The sequence below is a fragment of the Streptomyces griseobrunneus genome (assembly GCF_046713465.1).
Taxonomy (GTDB): Bacteria; Actinomycetota; Actinomycetes; order Streptomycetales; family Streptomycetaceae; genus Streptomyces; species Streptomyces microflavus.
Window position 1 is genome coordinate 5,611,461 of record NZ_CP177080.1, and the last position, 23,894, is coordinate 5,635,354.

At 70.5% G+C, this 23,894-nt stretch carries 25 protein-coding genes and 3 pseudogenes; 10 read left to right on the forward strand and 18 right to left on the reverse strand.

Going from position 1 to position 23,894, the window contains the following annotated elements:
- The first annotated feature begins 125 nt into the window (after positions 1-125).
- The 4 genes from leuA (at position 126) to ACK8N7_RS25415 (ending at position 4,551) form a co-directional block, all read left to right on the forward strand.
- A complete protein-coding gene (leuA, locus tag ACK8N7_RS25400) occupies positions 126-1,919 on the forward strand; it encodes a 2-isopropylmalate synthase (RefSeq protein WP_403208204.1) in 1,794 nt (597 codons plus the stop codon).
- 205 nt (positions 1,920-2,124) lie between these two features.
- A complete protein-coding gene (locus tag ACK8N7_RS25405) occupies positions 2,125-2,829 on the forward strand; it encodes a tellurite resistance TerB family protein (RefSeq protein ID WP_500444223.1) in 705 nt (234 codons plus the stop codon).
- A 68-nt stretch (positions 2,830-2,897) separates the two neighbouring features.
- Positions 2,898-3,644 (forward strand): DNA repair protein RecO, encoded by a 747-nt coding sequence (recO, locus tag ACK8N7_RS25410; RefSeq protein WP_015608421.1) that lies wholly within the window; start codon positions 2,898-2,900, stop codon positions 3,642-3,644.
- 61 nt (positions 3,645-3,705) lie between these two features.
- Entirely contained in the window at positions 3,706-4,551 is an 846-nt protein-coding gene (locus ACK8N7_RS25415; protein WP_403208208.1) for an isoprenyl transferase, read from the forward strand.
- Positions 4,552-4,612: 61 nt separating this feature from the next.
- On the opposite strand, the gene ACK8N7_RS25420 is transcribed toward ACK8N7_RS25415, so the two are convergent.
- The 4 genes from ACK8N7_RS25420 to ACK8N7_RS25435 form a co-directional block, all read right to left on the reverse strand.
- Positions 4,613-5,047: a Fur family transcriptional regulator gene (locus ACK8N7_RS25420; RefSeq protein ID WP_031122831.1), complete on the reverse strand. Its 435-nt coding sequence runs from the start codon at positions 5,045-5,047 to the stop codon at positions 4,613-4,615.
- Between the two features lie 65 nt (positions 5,048-5,112).
- A complete protein-coding gene (locus ACK8N7_RS25425) occupies positions 5,113-6,012 on the reverse strand; it encodes a metal ABC transporter permease (RefSeq protein ID WP_500444224.1) in 900 nt (299 codons plus the stop codon).
- Positions 6,012-6,794, reverse strand: a complete 783-nt coding sequence (locus ACK8N7_RS25430) for a metal ABC transporter ATP-binding protein (RefSeq protein ID WP_500445846.1) — start codon at positions 6,792-6,794, stop codon at positions 6,012-6,014. Before ACK8N7_RS25430 ends, ACK8N7_RS25425 begins: the two co-directional genes overlap by 1 nt.
- Positions 6,795-6,832: 38 nt before the next feature.
- Complete coding sequence (locus ACK8N7_RS25435) at positions 6,833-7,840, reverse strand: metal ABC transporter substrate-binding protein (protein ID WP_500444225.1); 1,008 nt, start codon at positions 7,838-7,840, stop codon at positions 6,833-6,835.
- Positions 7,841-8,017: 177 nt separating this feature from the next.
- Between ACK8N7_RS25435 and ACK8N7_RS25440 the strand changes: the two genes are divergently transcribed.
- The 4 genes from ACK8N7_RS25440 to ACK8N7_RS25455 all read left to right on the forward strand — a co-directional run bounded on the left by ACK8N7_RS25440 (position 8,018) and on the right by ACK8N7_RS25455 (position 10,995).
- The gene (locus ACK8N7_RS25440) at positions 8,018-9,400 is read left to right on the forward strand and encodes a glycine--tRNA ligase (RefSeq protein ID WP_403208214.1); all 1,383 of its coding nucleotides are present in this window, start codon (positions 8,018-8,020) and stop codon (positions 9,398-9,400) included.
- A gap of 100 nt (positions 9,401-9,500) precedes the next feature.
- A complete protein-coding gene (locus tag ACK8N7_RS25445) occupies positions 9,501-9,704 on the forward strand; it encodes a hypothetical protein (protein WP_015608414.1) in 204 nt (67 codons plus the stop codon).
- Between the two features lie 172 nt (positions 9,705-9,876).
- The gene (locus ACK8N7_RS25450) at positions 9,877-10,095 is read left to right on the forward strand and encodes a DUF6243 family protein (protein WP_403208216.1); all 219 of its coding nucleotides are present in this window, start codon (positions 9,877-9,879) and stop codon (positions 10,093-10,095) included.
- A 132-nt stretch (positions 10,096-10,227) separates the two neighbouring features.
- On the forward strand, positions 10,228-10,995 hold the full coding sequence (locus ACK8N7_RS25455) for a formylglycine-generating enzyme family protein (RefSeq protein ID WP_403209069.1): 768 nt from the start codon (positions 10,228-10,230) through the stop codon (positions 10,993-10,995).
- A 70-nt stretch (positions 10,996-11,065) separates the two neighbouring features.
- Here the strand turns inward: ACK8N7_RS25455 and ACK8N7_RS25460 are convergent.
- From ACK8N7_RS25460 to ACK8N7_RS25515, 12 genes and pseudogenes are all read right to left on the reverse strand, one after another.
- Positions 11,066-12,307, reverse strand: a pseudogene (locus ACK8N7_RS25460) (MFS transporter); the annotation flags it as partial.
- A complete protein-coding gene (locus ACK8N7_RS25465) occupies positions 12,304-12,963 on the reverse strand; it encodes a GTP cyclohydrolase II (protein ID WP_403208218.1) in 660 nt (219 codons plus the stop codon). The pseudogene ACK8N7_RS25460 and the gene ACK8N7_RS25465, both read right to left, overlap by 4 nt.
- Entirely contained in the window at positions 12,960-13,892 is a 933-nt protein-coding gene (locus ACK8N7_RS25470; RefSeq protein ID WP_403208220.1) for a PIG-L deacetylase family protein, read from the reverse strand. The genes ACK8N7_RS25465 and ACK8N7_RS25470 overlap by 4 nt, the downstream gene beginning before the upstream one ends.
- Complete coding sequence (locus ACK8N7_RS25475) at positions 13,889-15,061, reverse strand: hypothetical protein (protein ID WP_500444226.1); 1,173 nt, start codon at positions 15,059-15,061, stop codon at positions 13,889-13,891. Before ACK8N7_RS25475 ends, ACK8N7_RS25470 begins: the two co-directional genes overlap by 4 nt.
- Complete coding sequence (locus ACK8N7_RS25480) at positions 15,051-16,262, reverse strand: glycosyltransferase family 2 protein (protein WP_500444227.1); 1,212 nt, start codon at positions 16,260-16,262, stop codon at positions 15,051-15,053. Before ACK8N7_RS25480 ends, ACK8N7_RS25475 begins: the two co-directional genes overlap by 11 nt.
- A complete protein-coding gene (locus ACK8N7_RS25485; protein ID WP_500444228.1) occupies positions 16,262-17,968 on the reverse strand; it encodes a WD40 repeat domain-containing protein in 1,707 nt (568 codons plus the stop codon). Before ACK8N7_RS25485 ends, ACK8N7_RS25480 begins: the two co-directional genes overlap by 1 nt.
- Before the next feature lie 74 nt (positions 17,969-18,042).
- Positions 18,043-19,119, reverse strand: a complete 1,077-nt coding sequence (locus tag ACK8N7_RS25490; RefSeq protein ID WP_500444229.1) for a class I SAM-dependent methyltransferase — start codon at positions 19,117-19,119, stop codon at positions 18,043-18,045.
- A gap of 332 nt (positions 19,120-19,451) precedes the next feature.
- Positions 19,452-19,835: a hypothetical protein gene (locus tag ACK8N7_RS25495; protein WP_500444230.1), complete on the reverse strand. Its 384-nt coding sequence runs from the start codon at positions 19,833-19,835 to the stop codon at positions 19,452-19,454.
- Complete coding sequence (locus ACK8N7_RS25500) at positions 19,832-20,275, reverse strand: hypothetical protein (RefSeq protein ID WP_403208232.1); 444 nt, start codon at positions 20,273-20,275, stop codon at positions 19,832-19,834. Before ACK8N7_RS25500 ends, ACK8N7_RS25495 begins: the two co-directional genes overlap by 4 nt.
- Before the next feature lie 31 nt (positions 20,276-20,306).
- Entirely contained in the window at positions 20,307-20,669 is a 363-nt protein-coding gene (locus ACK8N7_RS25505; protein ID WP_403208234.1) for a hypothetical protein, read from the reverse strand.
- Positions 20,669-20,980: a hypothetical protein gene (locus tag ACK8N7_RS25510; RefSeq protein WP_500444231.1), complete on the reverse strand. Its 312-nt coding sequence runs from the start codon at positions 20,978-20,980 to the stop codon at positions 20,669-20,671. The genes ACK8N7_RS25505 and ACK8N7_RS25510 overlap by 1 nt, the downstream gene beginning before the upstream one ends.
- Positions 20,977-21,210: a hypothetical protein gene (locus ACK8N7_RS25515; protein ID WP_403208238.1), complete on the reverse strand. Its 234-nt coding sequence runs from the start codon at positions 21,208-21,210 to the stop codon at positions 20,977-20,979. Before ACK8N7_RS25515 ends, ACK8N7_RS25510 begins: the two co-directional genes overlap by 4 nt.
- A gap of 143 nt (positions 21,211-21,353) precedes the next feature.
- Between ACK8N7_RS25515 and ACK8N7_RS25520 the strand changes: the two genes are divergently transcribed.
- Together ACK8N7_RS25520 and ACK8N7_RS25525 are read left to right on the forward strand one after the other, a co-directional pair.
- Entirely contained in the window at positions 21,354-22,706 is a 1,353-nt protein-coding gene (locus ACK8N7_RS25520) for an NsdA family TPR-like regulatory protein (RefSeq protein WP_500444232.1), read from the forward strand.
- Between the two features lie 11 nt (positions 22,707-22,717).
- Positions 22,718-23,121 (forward strand): annotated as a pseudogene (locus ACK8N7_RS25525) (UTRA domain-containing protein); the annotation flags it as partial.
- Here ACK8N7_RS25525 and ACK8N7_RS25530 read toward each other — a convergent pair.
- Both ACK8N7_RS25530 and ACK8N7_RS25535 read right to left on the reverse strand, forming a co-directional pair.
- Positions 23,122-23,355: pseudogene (locus tag ACK8N7_RS25530) on the reverse strand (hypothetical protein); the annotation flags it as partial.
- An 88-nt stretch (positions 23,356-23,443) separates the two neighbouring features.
- Complete coding sequence (locus ACK8N7_RS25535) at positions 23,444-23,809, reverse strand: DUF2834 domain-containing protein (RefSeq protein ID WP_403208242.1); 366 nt, start codon at positions 23,807-23,809, stop codon at positions 23,444-23,446.
- Between the last annotated feature and the right edge of the window lie 85 nt (positions 23,810-23,894).

Sequence of the window (23,894 nt, forward strand, 5' to 3'; positions counted from 1 at the left end):
GGCTGCTTCTCCTTAGCTGCCGCGGCGAGGGCCTGTAGTCGTAGGCCGACCCCCTCCCCGCGGAGTCTGGTGCTGCAGCGACACCGTCGGCCGACCCCATGTCGGACCCCGAGGAGCCCTACGCCATGACCACCGTGAACCCCGCCGGTGCTGTGAACCCCGCCGCTGATTCCGTCGGCCGCCCCACCCCGGTCACCAACGCGACGCAGCTGCAGAAGCCGTCCGGGATGCCGGTCCACAAGTACCGCGGTTACGAGGCCGTGGACATCGCCGACCGCACCTGGCCGGACAACCGGATCACCGTGGCGCCCCGCTGGCTGTCCACCGATCTGCGCGACGGCAACCAGGCGCTGATCGACCCGATGTCGCCGGCCCGCAAGCGCGAGATGTTCGACCTGCTCGTACGCATGGGCTACAAGGAGATCGAGGTCGGCTTCCCGTCCTCCGGCGAGACCGACTTCGCCTTCGTCCGCTCCATCATCGAAGAGGGCGCGATCCCCGAGGACGTGACGATCTCCGTCCTGACGCAGGCCCGCGAGGAGCTGATCGAGCGGACCGTCGAGTCGCTGGTCGGCGCCCGCCGGGCCACGGTCCACCTGTACAACGCGACCGCCCCCACCTTCCGCCGGGTCGTCTTCCGGGGGTCGAAGGAGCAGGTCAAGCAGATCGCGGTGGACGGGACCCGGCTGGTCATGGAGTACGCCGAGAAGATCCTGGGTCCCGAGACGGTCTTCGGCTACCAGTACAGCCCGGAGATCTTCACCGACACCGAGCTGGACTTCGCCCTGGAGGTCTGCGAGGCGGTCTGTGACGTCTGGCAGCCCGAGGAGGGCCGCGAGATCATCCTGAACCTGCCCGCCACCGTGGAGCGCTCCACGCCCTCCACCCACGCGGACCGCTTCGAGTGGATGTCGCGCAACCTGACCCGCCGCGAGTTCGTCTGCCTGTCGGTCCACCCGCACAACGACCGGGGCACCGCCGTCGCCGCCGCCGAGCTGGCCATCATGGCGGGCGCCGACCGCATCGAGGGCTGCCTGTTCGGTCAGGGCGAGCGGACCGGCAACGTCGACCTGGTCACCCTGGGCATGAACCTGTTCTCGCAGGGCGTGGACCCGCAGATCGACTTCTCGCAGATCGACGAGATCCGCCGCACCAGCGAGTACTGCAACCAGATGGAGATCCACCCGCGCCACCCGTACGCGGGCGACCTGGTCTACACCGCCTTCTCCGGCTCCCACCAGGACGCCATCAAGAAGGGCTTCGACGCGATGGAGAAGGACGCGGCGGCCCAGGGGAAGACGGTCGACGACATCGAGTGGGCCGTGCCGTACCTGCCGATCGACCCGAAGGACGTCGGCCGTTCCTACGAGGCGGTCATCCGGGTCAACTCGCAGTCCGGCAAGGGCGGTATCGCGTACGTCCTGAAGAACGACCACAAGCTGGACCTGCCGCGCCGGATGCAGATCGAGTTCTCCCGGATCATTCAGGCCAAGACCGACGCCGAGGGCGGCGAGGTCACCCCGACGCAGATCTGGTCCACCTTCCAGGACGAGTACCTGCCGAACGCCGAGAATGCCTGGGGACGCATCCAGCTGCGTTCCGGCCAGACCACCACCGACACCGACGGCACGGACACCCTGACCGTCGAGGCCACCGTGGACGGCACGGACACCGTGCTGACCGGAACGGGCAACGGCCCGATCTCCGCGTTCTTCGAAGCGCTGCAGGCCACCGGCATCGACGCCCGGCTGCTGGACTACACCGAGCACACGATGAGCGAGGGTGCCAGCGCCCAGGCCGCCTCGTACATCGAGTGCGCGATCGACGGCAAGGTGCTGTGGGGCATCGGTATCGACGCCAACACCACCCGCGCCTCGCTCAAGGCGGTCGTCTCCGCGGTCAACCGCGCCTCCCGCTGATCCGGCCGGGCGCCCCCTCGTACGGACGTCCGCTTTGACCCCGTACGGGAGCAGCCCCAGAACCCCGACCGCCCGCTCCGGGCGGTCGGGGTTCGGCCATATCCGAGGGTTGTGACCTCCGGGATACTGACGTCACATCACGCATGTGGCTAACATCACGTCCAACACACGGCAATGTTGCCGGAGCGTTACGGAGGTGTGCGACGTGCGGTCAGCCAAAGGACAACGCGCTCTGAGGCCGGTCTTCTGCGGCATCCGCACGGTCTGGGACGCCGTCGGCGACGGGGCCTTCTTCTGCCCCGGCTGCGGTGGGGACCGCAACTACCGCCGCCTCACCGGCCGCCGCCGCCTCACCGTCCTCGGCATCCCGCTGGCCCGCCGGGGCGAGACCGGGCCCGTCGTGGAGTGCGCCGCCTGCCGCGCCCGCTTCGCCACCGACGCCTTGGACCACCCCACCACCACCCGGTTCTCCTCGATGCTCCGGGAGGCCGTCCACACCGTGACCCTGGCCGTTCTCGCGGCCGGCGGGACCACCTCCCGCACTGTCCTGGACACCGCGGTCGGGGTCGTACGCGACGCCGGGCTCGACGACTGCACCCAGGAACAGCTGTACACCGTGGTGGAGGTGCTGGCCGCCGACACCGGGTACGGCGGCCGCTCCGACCCGGCGGCCGAGGCATGCGGCGTGACCCTCGCCATCGAGCTGCACGAGGTGCTGGCCCCGCTCGCCCCGCACCTGGCCACCGCCGGCCGGGAATCGGTCCTCCTCCAGGGCGCCCGCATCGCGCTCGCCGACGGGCCCTACAGCGCGGCCGAGCGCGAGGTCCTGACGACGGTGGGCGGCGCCCTGAAGCTCCCGGCCGACGACACCGCCCGCCTGCTGGCGGCCGCGGCCCGCACGCCCTCCTAGGGGCTCCTGAGGTCTCCTGGGGTCTCCTGGAGGCGAACGGCCGTCCGGGTGTGCGCGACAATGGCCCCATGAGCTTGTTCCGGGACGACGGCGTCGTGCTGCGTACGCAGAAACTGGGCGAGGCCGACCGGATCATCACGATCCTGACCCGTGGCCACGGCCGGGTCCGCGCTGTCGCCCGGGGGGTGCGCCGCACGAAGTCCAAGTTCGGGGCCCGCCTGGAACCCTTCTCCCACGTCGACGTGCAGTTCTTCGCCCGGGGCAGCGAGCTGATCGGCCGCGGTCTGCCGCTCTGCACCCAGAGCGAGACCATCGCCCCGTACGGCGGCGGGATCGTCGCCGACTACGCCCGCTACACCGCCGGCACCGCGATGCTGGAGACCGCCGAGCGGTTCACCGACCACGAGGGCGAGCCGGCCGTCCAGCAGTACCTGCTCCTCGTCGGAGGCCTGCGCACCCTCGCCCGCGGCGAGCACGCGCCCCATCTGATCCTGGACGCGTTCCTGCTGCGCTCGCTCGCGGTGAACGGGTACGCGCCGAGCTTCGAGGACTGCGCCAAGTGCGGAATGCCGGGTCCGAACCGGTTCTTCTCCGTCGCCGCGGGGGGCGTCATATGCGGTGACTGCCGGGTCCCCGGGAGCGTCGTACCCTCGGCACAGGCCCTGGGGCTGCTGAGCGCGCTGCTCAGTGGCGACTGGGCGACGGCGGACGCCTGCGAGGCACGCCATGTCAGGGAGGGGAGCGGGCTGGTGTCCGCCTATCTGCACTGGCATCTGGAGCGCGGCCTGCGCTCGCTGCGGTACGTGGAGAAGTGACGCGGGCCCCAAGAGAGCGACGCGTTGCGTAAAGAAGTGACACAGGGAGACTGAGAAGCTCATGGCAGTACGCGGGATCCTCGGCGGCCGTAACCGGCGCACGTACAAGACCCCCGAGCCGCACCCCTCGGGCGCGACGCCTCCGAAGATCCCCGGCGAGCTGGTGCCCCAGCACGTCGCCGTCGTGATGGACGGTAACGGCCGCTGGGCCAAGGAGCGGGGTCTGCCCCGCACCGAGGGCCACAAGGTCGGTGAGGGCGTCGTCATGGACGTTCTCAAGGGGTGTATCGAGATGGGCGTCAAGAACCTCTCGCTCTACGCCTTCTCCACGGAGAACTGGAAGCGCTCGCCGGACGAGGTGAAGTTCCTGATGAACTTCAACCGTGACGTGATCCGCCGCCGCCGCGACGAGATGGACGAGCTCGGCATCCGTATCCGCTGGGTGGGCCGCATGCCCAAGCTGTGGAAGTCCGTCGTCCAGGAGCTCCAGGTCGCCCAGGAGCAGACCAAGGACAACGACAGGATGACGCTGTACTTCTGCGTCAACTACGGCGGCCGCGCCGAGATCGCGGACGCCGCGCAGCGCATCGCCCGGGACGTGGCGGCCGGGAAGCTCGACCCGTCCAAGGTGAACGAGAAGACCGTCGCGAAGTACATGTACTACCCGGACATGCCGGACGTGGACCTCTTCGTGCGCCCCAGCGGCGAGCAGCGCACCTCGAACTACCTGATCTGGCAGAGCGCGTACGCCGAGATGGTCTTCCAGGACGTCCTGTGGCCGGATTTCGACCGTCGGGACCTGTGGCGGGCCTGCCTGGAGTACGCCCAGCGCGACCGCCGCTTCGGCGGGGCGGAAGCGGTGGAGGCTGCGGCAGCAGCCCAGGCGGCGGAGGCCGCGGAGAAGTGACGTAGAACGTGGAAGAGGGCCCTGTACGCGTACAGGGCCCTCTTCTTTTACGTTCGCGCGCTTACTTCTTGCTCGCGGCGCACTCCGCACACGTGCCGAAAATCTCGACGGTGTGCGCGACGTTCACATAGCCGTGCTGGGCGGCGATCGTCTCGGCCCACTGTTCGACGGCGGGACCCTCGACCTCCACCGCCTTGCCGCAGAGCCGGCAGACCAGGTGGTGGTGATGGTCACCGGTCGAGCACCGCCGGTAGACGGCCTCGCCCTCGGTGGTGCGCAGGACGTCGACCTCGCCCGCGTCGGCGAGGGACTGCAGGGTCCGGTAGACCGTGGTCAGGCCCACGGAGTCGCCGCGGTGTTTGAGCACGTCGTGCAGCTCCTGGGCGCTGCGGAACTCGTCGACCTCGTCGAGGGCCGCCGCCACCGCCGCCCGCTGCCGGGTGGACCGGCCGCGTACCGGCGCTGCGTTCGTGCCACTGATCGGCGCCGTGGCCACAGGTGCCTCCTCGTGTCGCCCGTACATGTGTCGGGCCATTGTGCCAGCCCGCCCGGGCGCCGCACTCAAACGCGCACGTCACCCGAGGACCGGCGGGCCGCCGGTACCTCCAGGGTGCACTCGGCCCCCTTCGCCTCGCTCGCCCTGGCCCGGCGTTTCGCGAGCGGAGCGGCAAGTGCGGTCAGTGCGACGAACACCGCGATGGCCAGCAGCACGATCGTCGCGCCCGGCGGGACGTCCTGGTAGTACGAGGTCACGGTGCCGGCCAGGGTCACGGCCGTGCCGATCATCACGGAGAGCACGAAGGTCACCTTGAAGGACTTGGTGATCTGCTGGGCTGCCGCCACCGGCACCACCATCAGCGCGCTGACCAGCAGCAGCCCGACGACCCGCATCGCGACGGTCACCGTCACGGCGGCCACCACTGCGATCAGCAGGTTGAGCACCCGCACCGGCAGCCCGGTCACCCGGGCGAACTCCTCGTCCTGGCTGACCGCGAACAGCTGCCGCCGCAGCCCCACGGTGACCAGCACCACGAAGGCGGCCAGCACGCAGATCGCGATGACGTCGGACTCGGAGACGGTGGAGAGGGAGCCGAAGAGGTACGAGGTCAGGTTGGCGTTGGACCCCGTCTCGGACAGGTTGATCAGCATGATGCCGCCCGCCATGCCCCCGTAGAAGAGCATCGCCAGGGCGAGGTCGCCGCGCGTGTGCCCGTACCAGCGGATCAGCTCCATGACGACGGCACCGGCCACGGCGACGGCGGTGGCCATCCAGACGGGGCTGGTGGAGAGCAGGAAGCCGAGGCCGACACCGGTCAACGCGATGTGACCGATGCCGTCGCCCATGAGGGCCTGGCGGCGCTGGACCAGGTAGATGCCGATGGCGGGCGCGGTGATGCCGACCAGGACGGCCGCGATGAGCGCCCGCTGCATGAAGGGAGGGTTGAGGAATTCGAACAGCATCAGGTCAGCAGTCCCGTCCGTACGGGCTCGGCGGCCGCGTGGGGGTGTACGTGGTCGTGGCCGGGCAGCGCGTGCTGGCCGAGCGCCTCGGGCGGCGGGCCGTCGTGCGTCACGCAGCCGTCGCGCAGGACCACGGCCCGGTCGATCAGCGGCTCCAGCGGGCCCAGCTCGTGCAGCACGAGGAGCACGGAGGTGGAGAGGGCCACCTGCTCGCGCAGGGTCGCCGCCAGGATCTCCTGGCTGGCCAGGTCCACCCCGGCCATCGGTTCGTCCATGATCAGCAGCTCCGGCTCGGCAGCCAGGGCGCGGGCGATCAGGACCCGCTGGTGCTGGCCGCCCGACAGGGCGCTCACGGAGTCCTTGGCGCGGTCGGCGAGGCCCACCAGCTCGATGGCCCGGTCCACGGCCGCCCGGTCCGCCTTCCCGGGCCACCGCAGCTTGGTACGGGCCAGCCGACCGGAGGCGACGACCTCGCGGATGGTGGCCGGGACCCCGCCCGCGGCCGTGGTGCGCTGGGGCACGTAACCGATCCGGCCCCACTGGCGGAAGCGGCGCAGCTCGGTGCCGAACAGCTCGACGGTGCCGCCGGTCAGCGGGACCTGGCCGATGGCGGACCGTACGGCGGTGGACTTGCCGGAGCCGTTGGCGCCGAGCAGGGCGACGACCTCGCCGCGGTGCACGGCGAGGTCCACCCCGCGCAGCACGGGGCGTGCGCCGAGGGTGGCCGTGGCGCCGCGCAGGCTGACCACGGGCTCGTGGGTGGTGCTCTCACGCTCCGGCATGAGCGCCTCCGATCCGAAGGTGGGGCGGGTGGGGCTGGTCACTTCGCGCCGAGTGCCTTCTGCAGCGCGGTGAGGTTGGACTCCATGACCTCGATGTAGTCAGCGCCCTGGGACTTCTTCGTGATTCCCTCCAGCGGATCCAGGACGCCGGTCTTCAGTCCGGTGTCCTTCGCGAGGGTCTTCGCCGTCCTGTCGCTGGCGAGCGTCTCGAAGAAGACCGTGGTGGCCTTCTCCTTCTCCGCGATGGTGTGGATCTCCTGGATCCGGGCGGGGCTCGGCTCGGCCTCGGGGTCGATGCCGGCGATGCCCTGCTGGGTGAGCCCGTAGCGCTCGGCGAGGTAGCCGAAGGCGGAGTGAGTGGTGATGAAGGTCTTGGTGGCGGTGTTCTTCAGCCCGGTCTCGTACGCCGTGTTCAGCTTGCTCAACTCACCGACCAGGGCCTCGGTGTTCTTCTTGTAGTCGGCGGCGTGGTCGGGGTCGGCCTTCTCCAGGGACTTCCCGACGCCCTTGGCGACCTCGGCGTACTTCACCGGGTCCAGCCAGATGTGCGGGTCGGCGCCGCCCTCCTCGCCGTGGTTGTGGCCGTCGCCCTCGGCGTGCTCCTCGTGGGCCTCGTCCTCATGGGCTTCCTCTTCGTGCCCGTGGTCGTGGCCGCTGACCTCGGAGCCGTGGTCCTCCAGCGTGGTGAGGGTCGCGGCGTCGACGGTGTTCTTCACACCGGACTGCAGAATCGCGTCGTCCACGGCGGGCTGGATGCCCTTGAGGTACAGCACGTAGTCGGACTCGCTGATGGAGCCGATCTGGCGGGGGGTGAGTTCCAGGTCGTGCGGCTCGACGCCCGGCTTGGTGAGGCTGGTGACGGCGACGTGCTCGCCGCCGATCCTCTCGGCCAGGAACTGCATCGGGTAGAACGACGCCGTCACCTTCAGCTTGTCGCCGTTGCCCCCGTCCGCTGCGTCGGAGGTGGAGCAGGCCGAAAGAGCGGTCAGACCGAGGACGACTGCTCCGGCGACGGCGGTGGTGGGTATGAGGCGGCGTACGTTCATGACAGTCATTTTCAACAAAAGTGGAAACGATTGTCAACAAGGCTGATGAGATGCCCGGAACATCACATAGGGAGGGGCCGGAGATCGTCGGACCACCCGCCGATTTGATCCAGGGGGTGCGCCCGCCGGTAATCTGAAGCATTCGCCGTTCGTCGCCGTCGTAATGAAGAGAGCACCGTGGCCGCCGACAAGATCGACACCATCGTCAGCCTGAGCAAGCGCCGTGGCTTCGTCTACCCCTCCAGTGAGATCTACGGTGGTCAGCGCGCCGCCTGGGACTACGGGCCGCTGGGCGTCGAGATGAAGGAGAACCTGAAGCGTCAGTGGTGGCGCTACATGGTCACCGCGCGCGAGGACGTGGTCGGTCTCGACTCGTCGGTCATCCTGGCCCCGGACGTCTGGGTCGCCTCGGGCCACGTCGCCACCTTCTCGGACCCGCTCACCGAGTGCACCTCCTGTCACAAGCGCTACCGCGCCGACCACCTGGAGGAGGCGTACGAGGAGAAGCACGGCAAGCCGCCGGTCAACGGCCTCGCCGACCTCAACTGCCCCAACTGCGGTAACAAGGGCACCTTCACCGAGCCCAAGGAGTTCTCGGGCCTGCTCTCCACCCACCTCGGCCCCACCCAGGACTCCGGCTCGGTCGCCTACCTGCGCCCCGAGACCGCCCAGGGCATCTTCACCAACTTCGGCCAGGTGCAGCAGACTTCGCGCAAGAAGCCGCCGTTCGGCATCGCGCAGGTGGGCAAGTCCTTCCGGAACGAGATCACTCCGGGCAACTTCATCTTCCGGACCCGCGAGTTCGAGCAGATGGAGATGGAGTTCTTCGTCAAGCCGGGCGAGGACGAGGAGTGGCAGCAGTACTGGATGGACCAGCGCTGGAACTGGTACACGGACCTCGGCATGCGCGAGGAGAACATGCGCTGGTTCGAGCACCCCAAGGAGAAGCTCTCCCACTACTCCAAGCGCACCGCCGACATCGAGTACCGCTTCCGCTTCGGCGGCAGCGAGTGGGGCGAGCTGGAGGGTGTGGCCAACCGCACCGACTACGACCTCAAGGCGCACTCCGCGGCGTCGGGCACCGACCTGTCGTACTTCGACCAGGAGGCCGGCGAGCGCTGGACGCCGTACGTCATCGAGCCCGCGGCCGGTGTCGGCCGCGCGATGCTGGCGTTCCTCCTCGACGCCTACATCGAGGACGAGGCGCCCAACGCCAAGGGCGTCATGGAGAAGCGCACCGTGATGCGTCTCGACCCGCGCCTGGCGCCGGTCAAGGTCGCGGTCCTGCCGCTGTCGCGCAACCCGCAGCTGTCGCCGAAGGCCAAGGGCCTGGCGACGGACCTGCGCAAGAACTGGAACATCGAGTTCGACGACGCGGGTGCGATCGGCCGCCGCTACCGCCGCCAGGACGAGATCGGCACCCCGTTCTGCGTGACCGTCGACTTCGACACCCTCGACGACAACGCGGTGACCGTGCGTGAGCGCGACACCATGAAGCAGGAGCGCGTCTCCCTGGACCAGATCCAGGCCTACCTCGGCGCCCGCCTCATCGGCTGCTGACGCCCTCGTAAGCGCGTGAGGCCCCCGGTTCCGGGTACGGAACCGGGGGCTTCGTCGTACAGTCCCCCGGAGCCCCCGCCGCCGTTCCGGGAGGTACGCGATGCCGTCCATCACCACCAGCAAGGTCAGCAGATGGGACCAGCACGGACGTGAACACGTCGTGCAGGTAAGAAAGTCGGGTATGTCGCGCGAGCTGACCTGCTCCACCTGCGGCTGGCGCCGCTCGGCGCAGTTCCTGCCCTGGCTCAAGGCCCAGGAGCACCTGACCGAGGCCCACCAGGCGACGGTCGACCCGACGGCCTGAAAACCTGGTGCGGGGCGCTCCGGGAGCGGGGTACCGTTTCCGCATGTCTTCGTTCTTCCAGATCTACGAGTGAGAGCGCGGCGGGGGTCCGAACCACCCGCCGCCCACCGGACCGATCGATCTCGATCACCTGATCACTTCCGCCTCACCTCACCACGAATGGGAGAACGCCGTGGCCAAGAGCCGCAACAACCTTCTCGGCGTCGGCGGACAGCGCAAGAAGCTGTCCCGGGCCGAGCAGCAGGGCGCGGGTACCGCGCGCGACTCCGACCGCAAGGTCGCCGAGGACAAGAAGCAGGAGCTGGTGCGCAAGATGCGCGAGCGCGCCGAGGCCCAGGCGGCCACGACCGCCGAGCCGGCCGAGCAGGAAGCGCCGCCCGCACAGAGCTGACACCTGAGCAGTACCCCGTACGACGGTGGGCCCGGATCATCCGTGATCCGGGCCCACACCCGTACCCGGGCGACGACCGAGCGAGAGGATGTTCCGCACGTGGAGCGAGCCGGCAAGGACGACAGGGGCGGCATGGACGGCATGGACGGCACGCACGGCACGGACGTGGACCGGGTGGACTGGGTCGACGTACCCGCCGGGAGCCTGTGGCGCGGCACCCCGGCCGACGCGGTGGCGGAGGTGGCCCGCCGTTACGCCGACACCGGGGTTCCGGAGGACTGGTACCGGAAGGAGGCCCCGCGCACCCGTGTCCGGGTGGAAGCCTTCCGGATGGCCCGTACCCCCGTCACGGTCGGCCAGTGGCGGCTGTTCGCGCGGGAGACCGGCGGGGTGACACCGTCCGACGCCCCCGCCGACCACCCGGTGACGGGGGTCGGCCACGACGGGGCGGTGGCGTACTGCCGCTGGCTCGGGGAACGGATCGGCGAGCCCGGTGTCCGGCTGCCGACCGAGACGGAGTGGGAGCGTGCCGCGCGCGGGGACGACGACCGGGAGTTCCCCTGGGGGGCGGAGTACCGCACCGGGCTGGCGAACCTGGTGGACCTGGGCCTCGGCACCACCACGCCGGTCGGCTCCTTCCCCCTGGGGGCAAGCCCGTTCGGGGTGCTCGACCTGGCGGGCAACGCCGACGAGTGGACCTCCACCCGCTACGCGCCCTACCCCGGCGCCCCCGACGGCGTACCGGAGGCCGAGGACTGGGCCCACGACCCGCACATCACCCGGGGCGGCGCGTTCTGCCACGACCGGGACCTCGCCCGGTGCGCCCGTCGGCACGGGGTGTACGAGCGGGATCTTTCGGCGATCGGTGTCGGCTTCCGCCTGGCGGCTCCGGCCCGGTGACCTGGGCCCGGGGCGCCCCGAGGCGCTCCGGCGCCATGCGGCCCGCCACGTGGTACCCCAGCCCGCCCAGCGCCGTCAGCACGGCCAGCACCGCCCACAGCAGCAGGGTGTGATCCTCGATCAGAGCCCCGACGAGCGCCGGCCCGGTGATGGCCGACACCGTCCAGGTGAGGTTGACGACGGAGAGGTAGCGGCCCCGGGCGCGGCGGGGCGCCACGGTCGCGGAGACGGCAGTCATGGCGGGGGTCGCCGCCATCTGCCCGAAGGTGAACAGGGCGACGGCCGCGAAGACCAGGGCCACCCCCACCGCGCTCCCCGCCGCCGGGAGGACCGCGAGGAGCAGGAGGGTGGCGAGCATCAGGGCGGCGCTGCGGACGACCACCCGGCTGCGCCGGAACGTGGCCAGCCGGGCCGTGAGGGCGGACTGCGCCACCACGATCAGCAGGGCGTTGAGGGTGAACGCGGTCGAGGGCAGCCAGGGCGGCAGTCCTCGCACCGCCACCAGGTAGACCGGCAGCACCGTGGTGGGGATCAGCCAGGCGAAGACGAACGCGGTCTGCGCCCCTATCAGCACGAACACCGTCCGGTCGCCCAGCAGGGACCGCCAGCCGCCCTCCTCGTCGCCTGCCGCCTCCGGAGCCGCGGTGTCCGGCGGGGGAGGCGTGGTGTCCGGCCGGGGAGCGGCGGTGGTCCGTACCCCGCGGCCCGGGTAGGCGAAGAGCAGCGCCGTGATCGCGCTGGTGCCCGCGTTCACCACCACGATCAGCACGGCCGCGCCGGACCAGCCGGTGCCCAGCAGGGCGCCGCCGGCCGCACCGCCGAGACCCACGCTCGCGTTCTTCCCGGCGGCGGTGAACGCGTACCACCGGTCCAGCTCCTCCCCCTCGGCCAGGTCGGCGACGAAGGCGGGCCACGCCACCCAGTACAGGCGCTCCGCGCACAGGACCACGAAGAGGACCACGACCAGCGAGGTCTGGCTGTCGACGAGCAGGTAGCAGAGGAAGCCGACGGTCGAGATCAGGTTGTTGGCGACCAGGGAGGCCTTGGGGCCCCAGCGGTCCACGGCGATCCCGGCCAGCGGTGCCACCGGCAGGGAGAGCAGTGTCGCCAGGCTCGTCCCGTACCCCACCTGCTGGACCGTCAGATCGGTGGTGAGCAGGAAGAACAGGAAGTTCAACGGGATGAACATCCCCACGCCGAAGGAGTCCAGCGCCGTCGCGGTGACGATCCTTCCGTTGCCGGACAGGCGCGGGACCCCGAGACGGTCGGCCAGACGGCCCTTCCTGGAGCGGGGGGCGTCCTCCTCCGTCACGTCCGTTCCGCGTCGGGCAGCTCGATCCGGTGACCTGCGACCTCCCGCTTGGCCGTCAGATACCCCCGGTTGCTGCCGCTCACGAACGCCCCGGTGGTGCGGGTGGAGCGCACCTCCATCCCGCTGTCGGTCAACTGCCGTGCCTTGTCGGGGTTGTTGGTGAGCAGTTTGACGGCGGTCACGGAGAGCGCGGCGAGCATCTGGGCGGCGGGCCGGTAGTCCCGCAGGTCGTCGGCGAAGTTCAGCTTCCGGTTCGCCTCGAAGGTGTCGAGCCCGCCGTCCTGGAGGATGTACGCGTCCAGCTTGTTGTACAGGCCGATGCCCCGGCCCTCCTGGCGGAGGTAGAGGAGGATCCCTCCCTGGGCGGCGAGGAGGTCGATGGCCTCCCGGAGCTGTGGCCCGCAGTCGCAGCGCCCGGAGCCGAACACATCGCCGGTCAGGCACTCGGAGTGCACCCGCACCAGCGGAACCTCCCGCTGCCGCTCCCCGAAGACCAGGGCGATGTGCTCCCTGCCGTCCACGAGACCGGTGAAGCTCATCATGCGCGCCGTCACCGTGCCCGCTCCGGTCTCCACCGGTACGGGTACGTCGGCGCGGATCTTGCCGGGCAGCAAGGGGTACCGGTGCCCGGCGGCTGTCGGAATCGTGCTGCTCATGCGTCTCTTCCTCCAGGCCGGACGGGTGTTCCCGGGGGCGGGGAACCGGCGGTCACCGGCTCCCACAGGTGGGCGGGCAGGTCCCAGGTGTACTCGCGCCCCAGGTTCGCGGGGTCGAGCAGCGTTCCGTAGGTCGCCCGGTCGAGTTCGGGGACCTGGGTGCGGTGACAGCGGACCGCTCGCTCCTTGGCGGCCACGGTGTCCTCGGAGAGCGTGTGCCGCCGGGGCCGGGCGTGCTCCTGGGAGCCCCCGGGGAAGTGCTGCGCGAACCACTCGGTCAGGGCGAGCGGGTCCTCGTTGTGCCAGGTGTACGTGGACCAGGTGCCGTGGGCGCGGTGGCGGTTGCTCATGGCGAAGAGCTGGTACGGGTAGTCCGCGTAGAGCCGCACCCGGGGAGGCCGTCCGGCGGCGGCGAGTTCGCGGCAGGCCGCCAGTCCGGTGTCGCGGACGGCCAGGTGGTCGGGGTGGTCCCCGATGGCGGCGGGCAGCCGCACCTCCCCGGCCCGGTCGATCCGCTGTCGCATCTCCCGGCGCAGGGCCCCGGTGTCCGGCGGGCCGGGCCGGTACTGGCCGTCCAGGTGGGCCCAGGCGTCCAGCGCCACCCCCGTACCCCGGTAGGCCGCCGCGTCCTCGCGGAGCCGCTCCAGGGCGAACTCACGTGACGTACGGGCTCCGAGGCGCTCGTCCCAGGGAGCGAGGAGGGCGGGGTCGTCGGGCACGCCGGCGAAGACCGTGACCGCCTCGCCGCCGGGCCGCAGGGCGCCGAAGGAGGAGAGCACCACGTCGTCGGCGTGCGGCGAGAACACCAGGACGGTGGCCGGGCCGGTGGCCGTCGCCCCTTCGGCGTCAGCGGGCACCGGCCCTTCGGTGTCAGCGGTCACCGGCCTTTCGGCGTCAGCCGGCACCGGCCCTTCGGCATCAGCGGTCATCGTTCCTCCAGCGTCAGCGGGTGGGACCAGATCAGCGCGGCCTCGGGGAGGGCGGCGAGCTGTTCCGGCGGAAGGGGTGCGGGGCGGCCGTACGCCTCCCGGTCTTCGAATCCGGCCCGCAGGCCGTCCTCGGCCAGGCCGATCAGCGGGCCCACCCGGTGCAGGGCCCACAACCGCAGGTCGGCGCGGTCGGCGGTGCCGCCGAGGACCAGGCTGCGCAGACAGAGCCGGATCCGGTCGTCCCCGGCGCCGGGTGCCCGGCCGGCCGGGGTGTGCAGGGCCATGAGATAGGCGGCGTACCAGATCTCCTCGCACAGGGCGCCGAGGAGGACGCTCGGGGCGCGCAGGGCCGCGACCGCCCGCGCCGAGCGGCGGGGGCTCCGCCCCGCCGGCCCCGCCGCCCGCAGATAGCCTTCCCGCGATGCCCGGCGCGGCGTCCCGGTGTCGGCCGCCAGGACCAGCTGGACCCGGCCCTTGAACAGGTGGACGAGGACGTCGGGCGCCGCCGCCACCGGTCCCGCCGGGTCGGGCCCAGCGGCCGTGTCGTCGGCGAAGCAGGCGGAGTGCCGGGGCCCGTACACGTCGTTGCCGACCAGGCTGGTCCCGTCGGCGTGCTCCACCCAGTGCGGTACGGGGATCAGCACCCGCCGTCCGCGCCGGCCGAGTTCACGGGCGAGGACGGTGTCGTCCGGGTCGGGACCGGTGACGTCCGGGGGTACGGCCGTCAGCAGCGCGTCCACGTCCGCGCGGGGCAGCACGAGAGCCAGGCTGGGGGTCCACTCGCCCGGTACGGCGGGCACCCAGGAGGCGCCCTGGAGGGCCGCGGCACGGGTGGCCGCGCCGTTCCAGGAGTTCCAGTTGGCGTACAGGGCCAGCGGAGTATCGGGCAGCTCCCGTACGGCGTGGGCGACCTGGGCGGCGAACTCCCGGCAGGGCACCACGTCGTCCTGGAGCACGACGTGATGGGTGGCCTCCGGTGCCACCGCCGCCCAGGCCGCCCGTGCCGTCCGCAGGGCCCCGGGCCCGGCCTCGGGCGAGGGGTCGACGACCACCCGGGTGCCCCATGCGGGCAGCGAGGCGGCCAGCCGGGCGGCCTCCGCCGCCCGGCGCGGGTGGGCCATCACGGCTCCGCTGATCACCGCCGTGGAGGTGACACTCTCAGTCGGCACGACGGACTCCTTCCGGGGCCGGGGCCGGGGCCGGGTTCGCCGTGGCGTCGGAAGCCCGGTCGGCCGCAGAGTCCACGGGTGCCCCGGAGTCGTCCCCGTCCCGCACGCTGTGCCAGCCCCGCTGCCCCCTCGCCCACTCGTACAGGGCCAGGTACACGGCGAGGGACCCCAGCATGTGCCAGGGCACGACGAGGGCCCAGCCGACCGCGTCCGTACGCTGCCGGTAGGCCGTTTCGCGCCGGGCGCCCAGGACGCAGGCCGCGTCCGCCAGCACCAGGGCGAGCGCCGCCGGGCGCAGGGCGCGTACGGCGACGGCACCCCCGCACACCAGGGGCAGCGCGGCCCTGGCCGCCAGCGAGCCGACCGTGACGGCGCCCAGCAGCCTTCCTCGGGGCGGGAGTTCGGCCCAGTTCACGGCGACCGCGCGCAGCTGTCCCCGCGCCCAGCGGGCCCGCTGGCGGAGTGCGGCGGCGGGCCGTTCGGTGGCGCTGACCCGCGAGGCGGAGGCGAGGAAGCCGGTCTCCACCCCGGCCCCCATCAGCCGCAGTGACCAGTGGTAGGACTCCTCCACGTCGTCGGAGCGCACGGGGCGCACCAGGTCCCATGTCCCGGCCCAGGCGTAGACGGAGCTGCCCGCCACGACATGGACGCCCGCCAGCCGCTTGAGGCCGCGCACGGAGGCGTGCCACACCGCGTCCTCGCCCGCCTTGGCGCGCGCGGCGAGACCGGCCCCCGGCTCACTGATCTCCTCGGCCTGGACGAGCGCGTTGCCCTGCTCCAGCGCGAGGACGGCCTCGGCCGCCTGGCCGGGCGCGGGGACCACGTCGGCGTCGAGGATGGCGATCACCTCGCCCTCGGCGTACGGGAAGGCGTGGTTCAGCGCCGCGCCCTTGGGGCTCATGCCCGGCAGCCGCAGCAGCCGCCAGTCCAGCCCGGCCCGCCGGTACGCGGCCATCGCCGCGCCCGCCCGCGCCGCGTCCTGGTCCCCGGCGCTGCCCGCCTCGACGAGCCAGAGCACTTGAAGCAGTTCGTCCGGGTACTCCAGGGCCGCCACCGCGCGCGCCGAGCGCTCGAAGGTGGCTGCGGCCTCGCGGTAGAGGGGCGTCAGCACGGTCAGCCGGCGGGTGGGCCGCCAGCCGGGCTCCACGCCCTCCACGGCGTACGGGTGCAGGGGCCTCGTCGGTACCAGCAGATCGGTCATCACACGGTCCGCGAGGCGTCCGGCGCGACCTCGTGGACCGCCCCGTCGTAGGAGGAGGCGAGGAAGACGCCGCGCCCGCTGTCGTACGTCAGGGAGGAGACGCCCGCCGTGGTCGGGCGGACGTCGGTGGACCAGCGGCCGGTCTCCCGGTCGTACACCGTGACGCGCCCGTTGTAGGCGCCGACGGCGATGTGGCGGCCCTGCTCGTCGGCGCTGACGCACTTGAGGGAGTGGCGGTGCGGGGTGGGCACCTCGGTGGAGGTGAAGTCGGGGCTCCACAGGCGCAGGACGAGGTCGCGCGAGACGCTGGCGAACCAGCCGTCGCCGCCCAGCCCGACGCAGCCGTTGGCGATCATGCCGTGCGCGTCCGCCAGGGCGTGGACCCGGGTGAGCCCGGCCGTCTCGTGCCAGGCCGCGCCGCCGTCCGCCGAGACGGAGAAGATCAGGCCGCCGGAGAGAGCCACGCCCTTCACCGCGTTGGAGTGCAGGGGGACATCCCGGACATGCTCCAGGGAGCCGTCGTCGGACTCCGCCAGCACGACGCCCTCGCCGGTGTACGCCCCGACCACGACATGGCGCCTGCCGTCCCGCTCGAAGGCGGCCGCGCAGTTCAGCGGGGAGCGGTGCTGGTGGACCGGGGCACCGGTGAGGGCGTCGAAGACGGTCCCGAGCTGCCCTCCGGTGACTACCGTGGAGCCGACGGGCGTGAGGAAGTTGCAGAGGCTGTCCGGCTGCGCGTGCACCTCGCCGTTCCGCCACAGCGTGCCCGCGTCACCGATGGTGTAGACCGAACCCCCGTGTACGGCAACGGCGTTGAGGCCCCAGGTGGGGGCGACGGGGTCCTCGCTCCACAGGCCCTTGGCGAAGTCGTAGCGGTGGTAGCTGTCGCCGAACGTGCCGAAGACGATCTCGGAGCCCGCGGCGAAGGCGCAGGTGCGGGGCCAGACGACGGGCGGCAGGGCGACGCTGTCGCGCAGCTGCGGGGTCCCGCCGGACACGTCCCACAGCCGCATGGTCCGGTCGTAGCTCAGGCTGATGAGCAGCCCTCGCTCCTCGCCCAGCACCACCCGCTTGATACCCGCGTCATGGGCGGGCACGAAGTGCCGTTCACCGCCCCGGAGGACGATGAGTTCCCCCTCGTCGTTCCCGGCGTAGACCGTGCCGTTCCCGCCGATGGCGACGGTGTCGGTCTCCACCCCGCCGAGGTCCAGGTCCTCGACGAGGCCCCCGGTCGCCAGGGACCAGCGCTTGATCGTCCCGTCGTCGCTGGAGCTGATGATCTCCCGGCCGTCGTGGCTCCAGGCCACGGAGATGACATCCGCCGTGTGCCCGCTGAAGACGTGCAGGAGGTCTCCGGTGAAGTCGAAGACCCTGACCCGGTGGTCACGGGAGGCGGTGGCCACCTTCTCCTCGGTGGGATGGAAGGCGGACATCTCCACGTCGTCCTCGTGGTGGCCGAGCACCGCCCGCAGCCGCATGTCGGGCACCGACCAGATACGGGCGCTGTAGTCGCTGGAGGAGGTCACCAGGAATCTGCCGTCGGGGCTGAAGGCGCACTGGTTGGCGAGGTGATCGTGTGCCACCCGGGCGAGCGGGACGCGGGTGCGCTGGTCCCAGAGGATGACGTGGTTGTCGTAACCGGCGGTGGCGACGTAGGAGTCCTCGTGGGCGGCGACGCCGCTGATGGGGCTGGAGTGGCGGATCACGGTGGGGTTCCCTTCGTTGGGCGCTTGCGGGCTCGTACGGGGGAGAACACGTGGTGCCAGGGGAAGGAGGGGCGTCAGATCCGGCGGTAGACCAGCCCGACACTTCCCCTTTTCCGTTGATAAGCGACGCCGTCCACCAGGAAATCCATGCGGGGCGGCACGAGGGTGCGCTGCCCGTCCGGTCGCCATTTCCCTTTCCCCGGTCCTGAGAACCAGGGCCGCACGGAACTCTCGATGAATTCCGGCGAGGAAGTGACCAGGAGCAGATCGGTGGGAAGGCCGTCGACCACCGAAATGTCGTCGAGGTAGTAGAAGATTTCGGCGAGGAGATAGGCGTCGGCGGGGAGATGCCGTTTCTCGGCGAGTTCCTCCACCGTGTCCGCCGTGATGCCGGCGGGGCCGAGACGCCGGGAGAGTCTCCGCCGGAATTCGTCGTGGGGCTCGGTCGGGATCACCGTGAGACCGGTCTCGCGGAGCGGAGCGGTCAGCGCCCCCTCGCAGGCGCCCGGCTCCACGACGGTGAACCCGGTGCCGCCCAGCGTCTCCCGTACCCAGCGGCAGGTGGCGGAGAGCCGTTCCCTCTCGTACGCCGAGGTGTCGAGCCCCCATGGGTCGGGCGGCACCGCGACCTGGCCGAGCGGGGCGTAGAGCAGGTAGTACAGGTGCTCGGCCTGCTGGGGGCCGAGGCTGAAGAACTGCTCGCAGGAGGGCGCGGTGGCGGTGATGACCCGCGGCTGTTCCCCGTCACCGCTCAGCAGCTCCGGCGGGAGCCGGTTGAGGGCGTCCAGCTTGGCGCCGAGGAGCCGCCCGTCGAGGGGGTGCGCACGGTCGACGGCGAACTGGGAGTGGCCCGCGTGCCCGACCGCGTACCGTACGGGGCGTCCGCCCGCCGCGCGGGCCGCCAGCAGCCCCGAACGCGCCTGCGGGCCACGCCAGTCGGCCGGATTGTGCGCCCACCACACGCTGCCGTACTCCGCCGAGGAGCTCAGCTCCAAGGAGTCCGGCGTCCCGCCCGTGTCCACGGGCCCGGCCTCCCGCAGCAGCCGCGCGACCCGCGCGTCCAGCTCTTCCGGGGGAAGGGTGACCGTCCGGCCGCCGTGCCCGGTCAGGACGACGCACACGTTCTCTTCCGGTGAATCCAGAATGCTCATGAATTCACTCAGGACGTCGACCACGGAATGAGCTATGACGGAATGGGCTATGACGGCATGCAAAGCTACCCCCGTTTTCCCGTGCGGGATCGGAGTCGTACTATAGGCACGGCCCCGATTTGAAGTAAAGGGCGCGATCATCTTCCCCGGCCGGGAAGATGGGGGCATTCATGCCTCTTTGCTCACCGGCCGGGCCGGGCTGTACCCGGTTACCGAGCGGATGTTATCGCAGCATTCTTTCAATATGTTGGTGCTGACTGAAAAGGCTTGCGTAAGAAATCCGTCATGTCGCCGGTGAACGGCGTGAACCTGCCAGGGCTGTTTCGGCCACCTCATTCACCCCGAGGAGGGCGCTCGGGGAACAGATGGGGGTGCTGCTCCGCGAGGGCCCGCCTGATCGCCTCGTCGGTGGGGTCGGTGACCTGCCAGCTGTGCCCGGACGGGTGCCCGGCGAACAGCCCGCAGGCCTCGTCGCGGGTGTCGAGGGCGGAACACCAGGGGAGCGGCACCAGCTCGGTCCGCTCGGCGTCCCACCGGGCCCAGACGGCGCTTCCGGGACGCCCGCCCTCGTCCCAGAGCATGGCCGCGTGGGCGTGACCGTGGTCCTCCCCGAGTTCGCAGAGTACGTGCCCGGCTTCGGGGCGGTGCCCGGGGACCGACAGGGCGACCACGTGGTCAGGGGGTGGCAGCAGCACAACGGCGGTGCACTGGTTCATGGTTGGGTCCGGCCCTTCGGTTCCTCGTCGGAAACGGACCCGTCGGCGAGCAGATCACCGAGCGGGTCGGTCACGCCCCAGGAGTGGGACGCGGTGTGGCGGTCGAAGAACGAGCACTGAAGCACGGCGCCCGTGTCGAGATGGCGGAGGACGGCGGGGCACCAGGGCACCGGCCCGATCCGGTGGACGCGGTCCGTGCCGGCACCGGTCCAGAAGAACCAGAGGGCGGGTCTGCTGGGTGTCTCGGACGGCCGGAGGAGGGCGGCGTGCTCGGTACGGGAGTCGTGCTCGGTACGGGAGTCGTGCTCACCGAGCTCGCACAGGAGGAAGTGGTCCAGGGAGAGGTCATGCGACGGGTCGTCGGGCCCGCCGCCCATGGTGGCGAGGGCGACCAGTGCGTCGCTGAGCGGGACGTCGGTCACGGCGGTGCATTGCAGCACGTCGGCCTCTTCTGTGGAGGGGGCCTGGGGCCTAGAGGTCGGCCGGTGAACCGCGCCACCCGGCGAGAGTCAGGCTCAGCCCGACGGCAGGGTCAACTACGGTGAACAGCAAGGGAAAGCCCGCTTCCAGGGCCCGTATCGCATCGTCCTGGCGCCGGCCGTCGGTGGCCCAGAACCGCAACCCTTCTGGAGCATCGGAGCCGTGAAAGAGGACGGGCCGTACATCGGCGGGCGACTCGTCTCTCACGGCGCTCCCGTGTCCGTCAGCGAGGCGGAGCGCCTGCCTGCGGAGCCACAGTAGGACCAGCCGACGGTTCCGTACGGTGACCCCGCCGAGTGAGGCGAACCGCTGCCCGACGGTCACGGTGACCTCGGCGGCGTAACGAGCGCGCATCACGCGGCACGCCCGTGGTCGCCGTGCCGGATCAGGGCCTTCAGCCGTTCGGCCGCCGCCTCGATCTCGTCCACGACGGCGGTGCGGGTCGCGAGTCGTTCTTCGAGTGCCACGTCCAACTCCGCGAAGAACAGGGCCCGGTAGGCGGGGTCGGATTCGATGCGTACGAGTTCGGCGAAGGGTGCGGCGGGGCGGGCGGGCCGCCGGGTGAGCGCCCACATGAGGCGGGGGAGCCGGAGCCGTGCCCGGATTTCCGCCGCCCCCAGAGCGAGGACGAGCCGAACCTGGAACAGGGCGAGGGGGTGGTTCACAGCACCTCACCCCGGCTGCGGGCGTTGGCCCGTGCGGTACGGGCGCGGAGCTGCTCTATGGGGAGCGCGGGGCGCACGTGCCGGGGCTCGACCTCCCACTCGATGCCGCCACCCATGGGGCGGAGGGACCAGTGGAGGCCGGCGACCCCTCGGAACTCGCCGACGCGGTTGGCGCGGCCGGTGTCGACCAGGAGGGTGCCCACGGTGGGCGGCAGCGACTCGGTTTCCACTCGCACCTGATCCCTTTCGCTTAGTGATCGACTGTGTACTCCAGGCAACAGCGCGAGCGCCCTCGGCGGTAGTGTTGGGAAGCGCACAAGAATTAAGAGCGTTAAGCCTCAACGTCTCTGTGCTAGGGGGAGTTGACGAAAACGTGAGTACCAGCGAATCGAACGCGAGCTTTGATCGGCTGTTGCGCGAGACAGGGTGGACGCTCAGACAGTGCGCGCAAGCGGTCAACCGAATCGGTACGGAACGCGGCACCCCGAAGCAGTACCGTGCCCCTTCCGTGCACCAGTGGCTGAGCGGGAGCGTGCCGCGCGAAGACGCTCGGCCGCTGATCCTTGAGGCGTTCGCCCGCAAGCTCGGGCGGCCCGTGGCGCCGTCGGAAGTCGGCTTCCCTGCCCCTGCCACCAAGGGCGGGAGGGAAGTAGCGCCTCTCAGTACGGTGGATGGAATCATCGATCTGGGGAGGCTGGACATGGACCCGTCCCGCCGCAGTGTGCTGGGTGTTGCCCTGTTCTCCGTCGCCCTCACCGTGCCGGGCTGGCCGGACGTAGTTGGCCGAATGGAAGCCGCGCAGCAAGGAGTCCGCTCCCGCGTCGGCATGTCCGACGTCGACACCGTAGCCGCGATGACCGAACAGCTCTCCTCGATGGATGACCAGTTCGGAGGCCGCACTGCACGGCCACTCGCCGCTGCGTTTCTGGTGAACACGGTCGTGCCGTTCCTGCGGACAAGCGGGCCCGAGGACGTACGCAAGGCGATGATGTCGGCGGCGTCGGACCTCTGCTATCTCACGGGATACATGGCGGTCGACGAAGGGCTGCACGGGCTGGCACAGCGCTACTACCTCCAGGCGCTGGAGCTGGCCGGGGCGTCCGAGGATCACCTGACGTTCTGCACCACGCTCCGGGGAATGAGCGTGCAAGCCGTGGACCTGGGCCAAGGACCGGTAGCCATGCGCCTTGCCGATGCCGCAGCGGCTGCGTCACCTCAAGCCGGACCACGGATGCGCGCTTTCCTCGCCGGACAACAGGCGCACGCGGCAGCACAGATCGGTGAACGGCGTTCGGCCCTCATGTACTTACAGGAAGCCGAGTTCGCCATGGACAAGGCGGAGTCCAGGGGGAAGGCGTTCGGCTCGTACGACCCCGCGTCCCTCAGTTACCACACCAGCCAAGTGCGATTTGAGATGGGCGATGTGCACGGCGCTGTTGCTGCCATGCAGGAATCGGACCGGTTGAGGTATGGCATCTATCGCCGTACACGTGTGAAGGAACGAGCGATCCTCGCCGAACGGCAACTGGCAACGGGACATCTCGAAGCCGCCTGCAAGACGTGGGGACTCGCGCTGGACGACTACCCCCTGGTGAACTCGGGGCGTATCGACAAGCGCATGACGGACATGTTCAAGCTCATCGGCCCGCACATCAGAAACCATGACGCCCAGGCCCTGTACGAACGGGCTCGGGAGACCGTCCGGCCTGAACTGATTCCAGCATGACGAGCTCGGGTCGTGGCTTCCAGCCGCTGAGGCGTCGGGGGATCCAGCGGTTGGCGCGCGAGCAGTGGGAGTCCGGACGCTCGGTCTGGGAGGCGGATCTCGGGGGCCGGACCTGGTGGTGGATCAGGTGGAGGTGCGCGAAGGAGCCGCCCCGGAGAGTGCAGCGAGGGTGCTCGACCTCGGGGAGGGCGAGAGTGCGTGGATCAGGAGCCGGAGGTTCGTGCTGGACGGCAAACCGGTGCTGCTGTCGACGTCGTACCTTCCCGCTTCCCTCGTCGCGGGCTCGGCCATCACCCAGGAGGACACCGGGCCGGGAGGCACCTACGCGCGGCTGGCCGAACTGGGCCACAAGCCGGTCCGCTTCCGGGAGGAGATGCGGTCGCGCATGCCTCTGCCGGAGGAGGCGTCGAGGCTGAATGCCGTGCCGTTCACTGAGCACGTCGAACTCTTCGGCGGTCGCTCGCCGGATGTGGAGCCCGTTCCTGTAGTAGGGCTTGAGGAACATCAGTTCCACATGCCCGACGCAAACCTCGACCGTCGTCGTGGTTCCGTTCTCGAATGTGGCTTCGCTGATCAGAAAGAGCTGCCTGTTAGAGGGAACGAACCCACTTACTCTGAAGAGTCGCCCTTCCCGAATGAAATCTGTCACGACGAGTCCCTCTTCCTCACTCGGGCACCGACTCTCCGTTGTCGTACTTGAAGCGTTTCGGGAAGACCTCTACGACCTTTGCGGTGCTTCAGGGAGGGTCGCGTCGCAGGTTGCGCTGGCGTAGCAGGAGGTAGAGCGGCAGCCCGACTGAGGCGCCGAGTAGTGCGCCGAGGCCTACCAAAGCCTTCTGGCCTTTGGGCAGGTGCGTGTCGACGGATACGGCAGTCAGCAGCACGACGACGGCGACGATCACGTCCCAGCCGAAGAAGCTGCTGATTCGGGTCGCGAAGATCTCATCGATCAGACGATGCAGGTCCAGCCCGTTCTCTGCCAGCCATGGAATTGCTTGGGCATAGGGGAGAGCGATGCCGGCAACCAGCAGCAACGCGAATACGGCCTCAAGAGTGCGATTGCCGCGCTGCCGGGTGCTGTCGGTCTCGTCCTGACCATTCATCGATCACTCCAGAATTCAATCCGAGGATACGGGTGGTGAGTACCTCGGAGTAGGGCTCTGTAAGATCAGCTGGCTCGTTACGAGC

Excerpts from the sequence above, each read along its gene's own strand:
- ACK8N7_RS25505 (WP_403208234.1), bottom strand. The coding sequence starts at position 20,669 with ATGCGCGCTCGTTACGCCGCCGAGGTCACCGTGACCGTCGGGCAGCGG.
- ACK8N7_RS25480 (WP_500444227.1), bottom strand. The coding sequence starts at position 16,262 with ATGACCGATCTGCTGGTACCGACGAGGCCCCTGCACCCGTACGCCGTG.
- ACK8N7_RS25445 (WP_015608414.1), top strand. The coding sequence starts at position 9,501 with ATGCCGTCCATCACCACCAGCAAGGTCAGCAGATGGGACCAGCACGGA.
- recO (WP_015608421.1), top strand. The coding sequence starts at position 2,898 with ATGAGCTTGTTCCGGGACGACGGCGTCGTGCTGCGTACGCAGAAACTG.
- ACK8N7_RS25495 (WP_500444230.1), bottom strand. The coding sequence starts at position 19,835 with ATGAACCAGTGCACCGCCGTTGTGCTGCTGCCACCCCCTGACCACGTG.
- ACK8N7_RS25490 (WP_500444229.1), bottom strand. The coding sequence starts at position 19,119 with ATGAGCATTCTGGATTCACCGGAAGAGAACGTGTGCGTCGTCCTGACC.
- ACK8N7_RS25535 (WP_403208242.1), bottom strand. The coding sequence starts at position 23,809 with ATGAATGGTCAGGACGAGACCGACAGCACCCGGCAGCGCGGCAATCGC.
- ACK8N7_RS25465 (WP_403208218.1), bottom strand. The coding sequence starts at position 12,963 with ATGAGCAGCACGATTCCGACAGCCGCCGGGCACCGGTACCCCTTGCTG.
- leuA (WP_403208204.1), top strand. The coding sequence starts at position 126 with ATGACCACCGTGAACCCCGCCGGTGCTGTGAACCCCGCCGCTGATTCC.
- ACK8N7_RS25455 (WP_403209069.1), top strand. The coding sequence starts at position 10,228 with ATGGACGGCATGGACGGCACGCACGGCACGGACGTGGACCGGGTGGAC.
- ACK8N7_RS25435 (WP_500444225.1), bottom strand. The coding sequence starts at position 7,840 with ATGAACGTACGCCGCCTCATACCCACCACCGCCGTCGCCGGAGCAGTC.
- ACK8N7_RS25425 (WP_500444224.1), bottom strand. The coding sequence starts at position 6,012 with ATGCTGTTCGAATTCCTCAACCCTCCCTTCATGCAGCGGGCGCTCATC.
- ACK8N7_RS25430 (WP_500445846.1), bottom strand. The coding sequence starts at position 6,794 with ATGCCGGAGCGTGAGAGCACCACCCACGAGCCCGTGGTCAGCCTGCGC.
- ACK8N7_RS25415 (WP_403208208.1), top strand. The coding sequence starts at position 3,706 with ATGGCAGTACGCGGGATCCTCGGCGGCCGTAACCGGCGCACGTACAAG.
- ACK8N7_RS25470 (WP_403208220.1), bottom strand. The coding sequence starts at position 13,892 with ATGACCGCTGATGCCGAAGGGCCGGTGCCGGCTGACGCCGAAAGGCCG.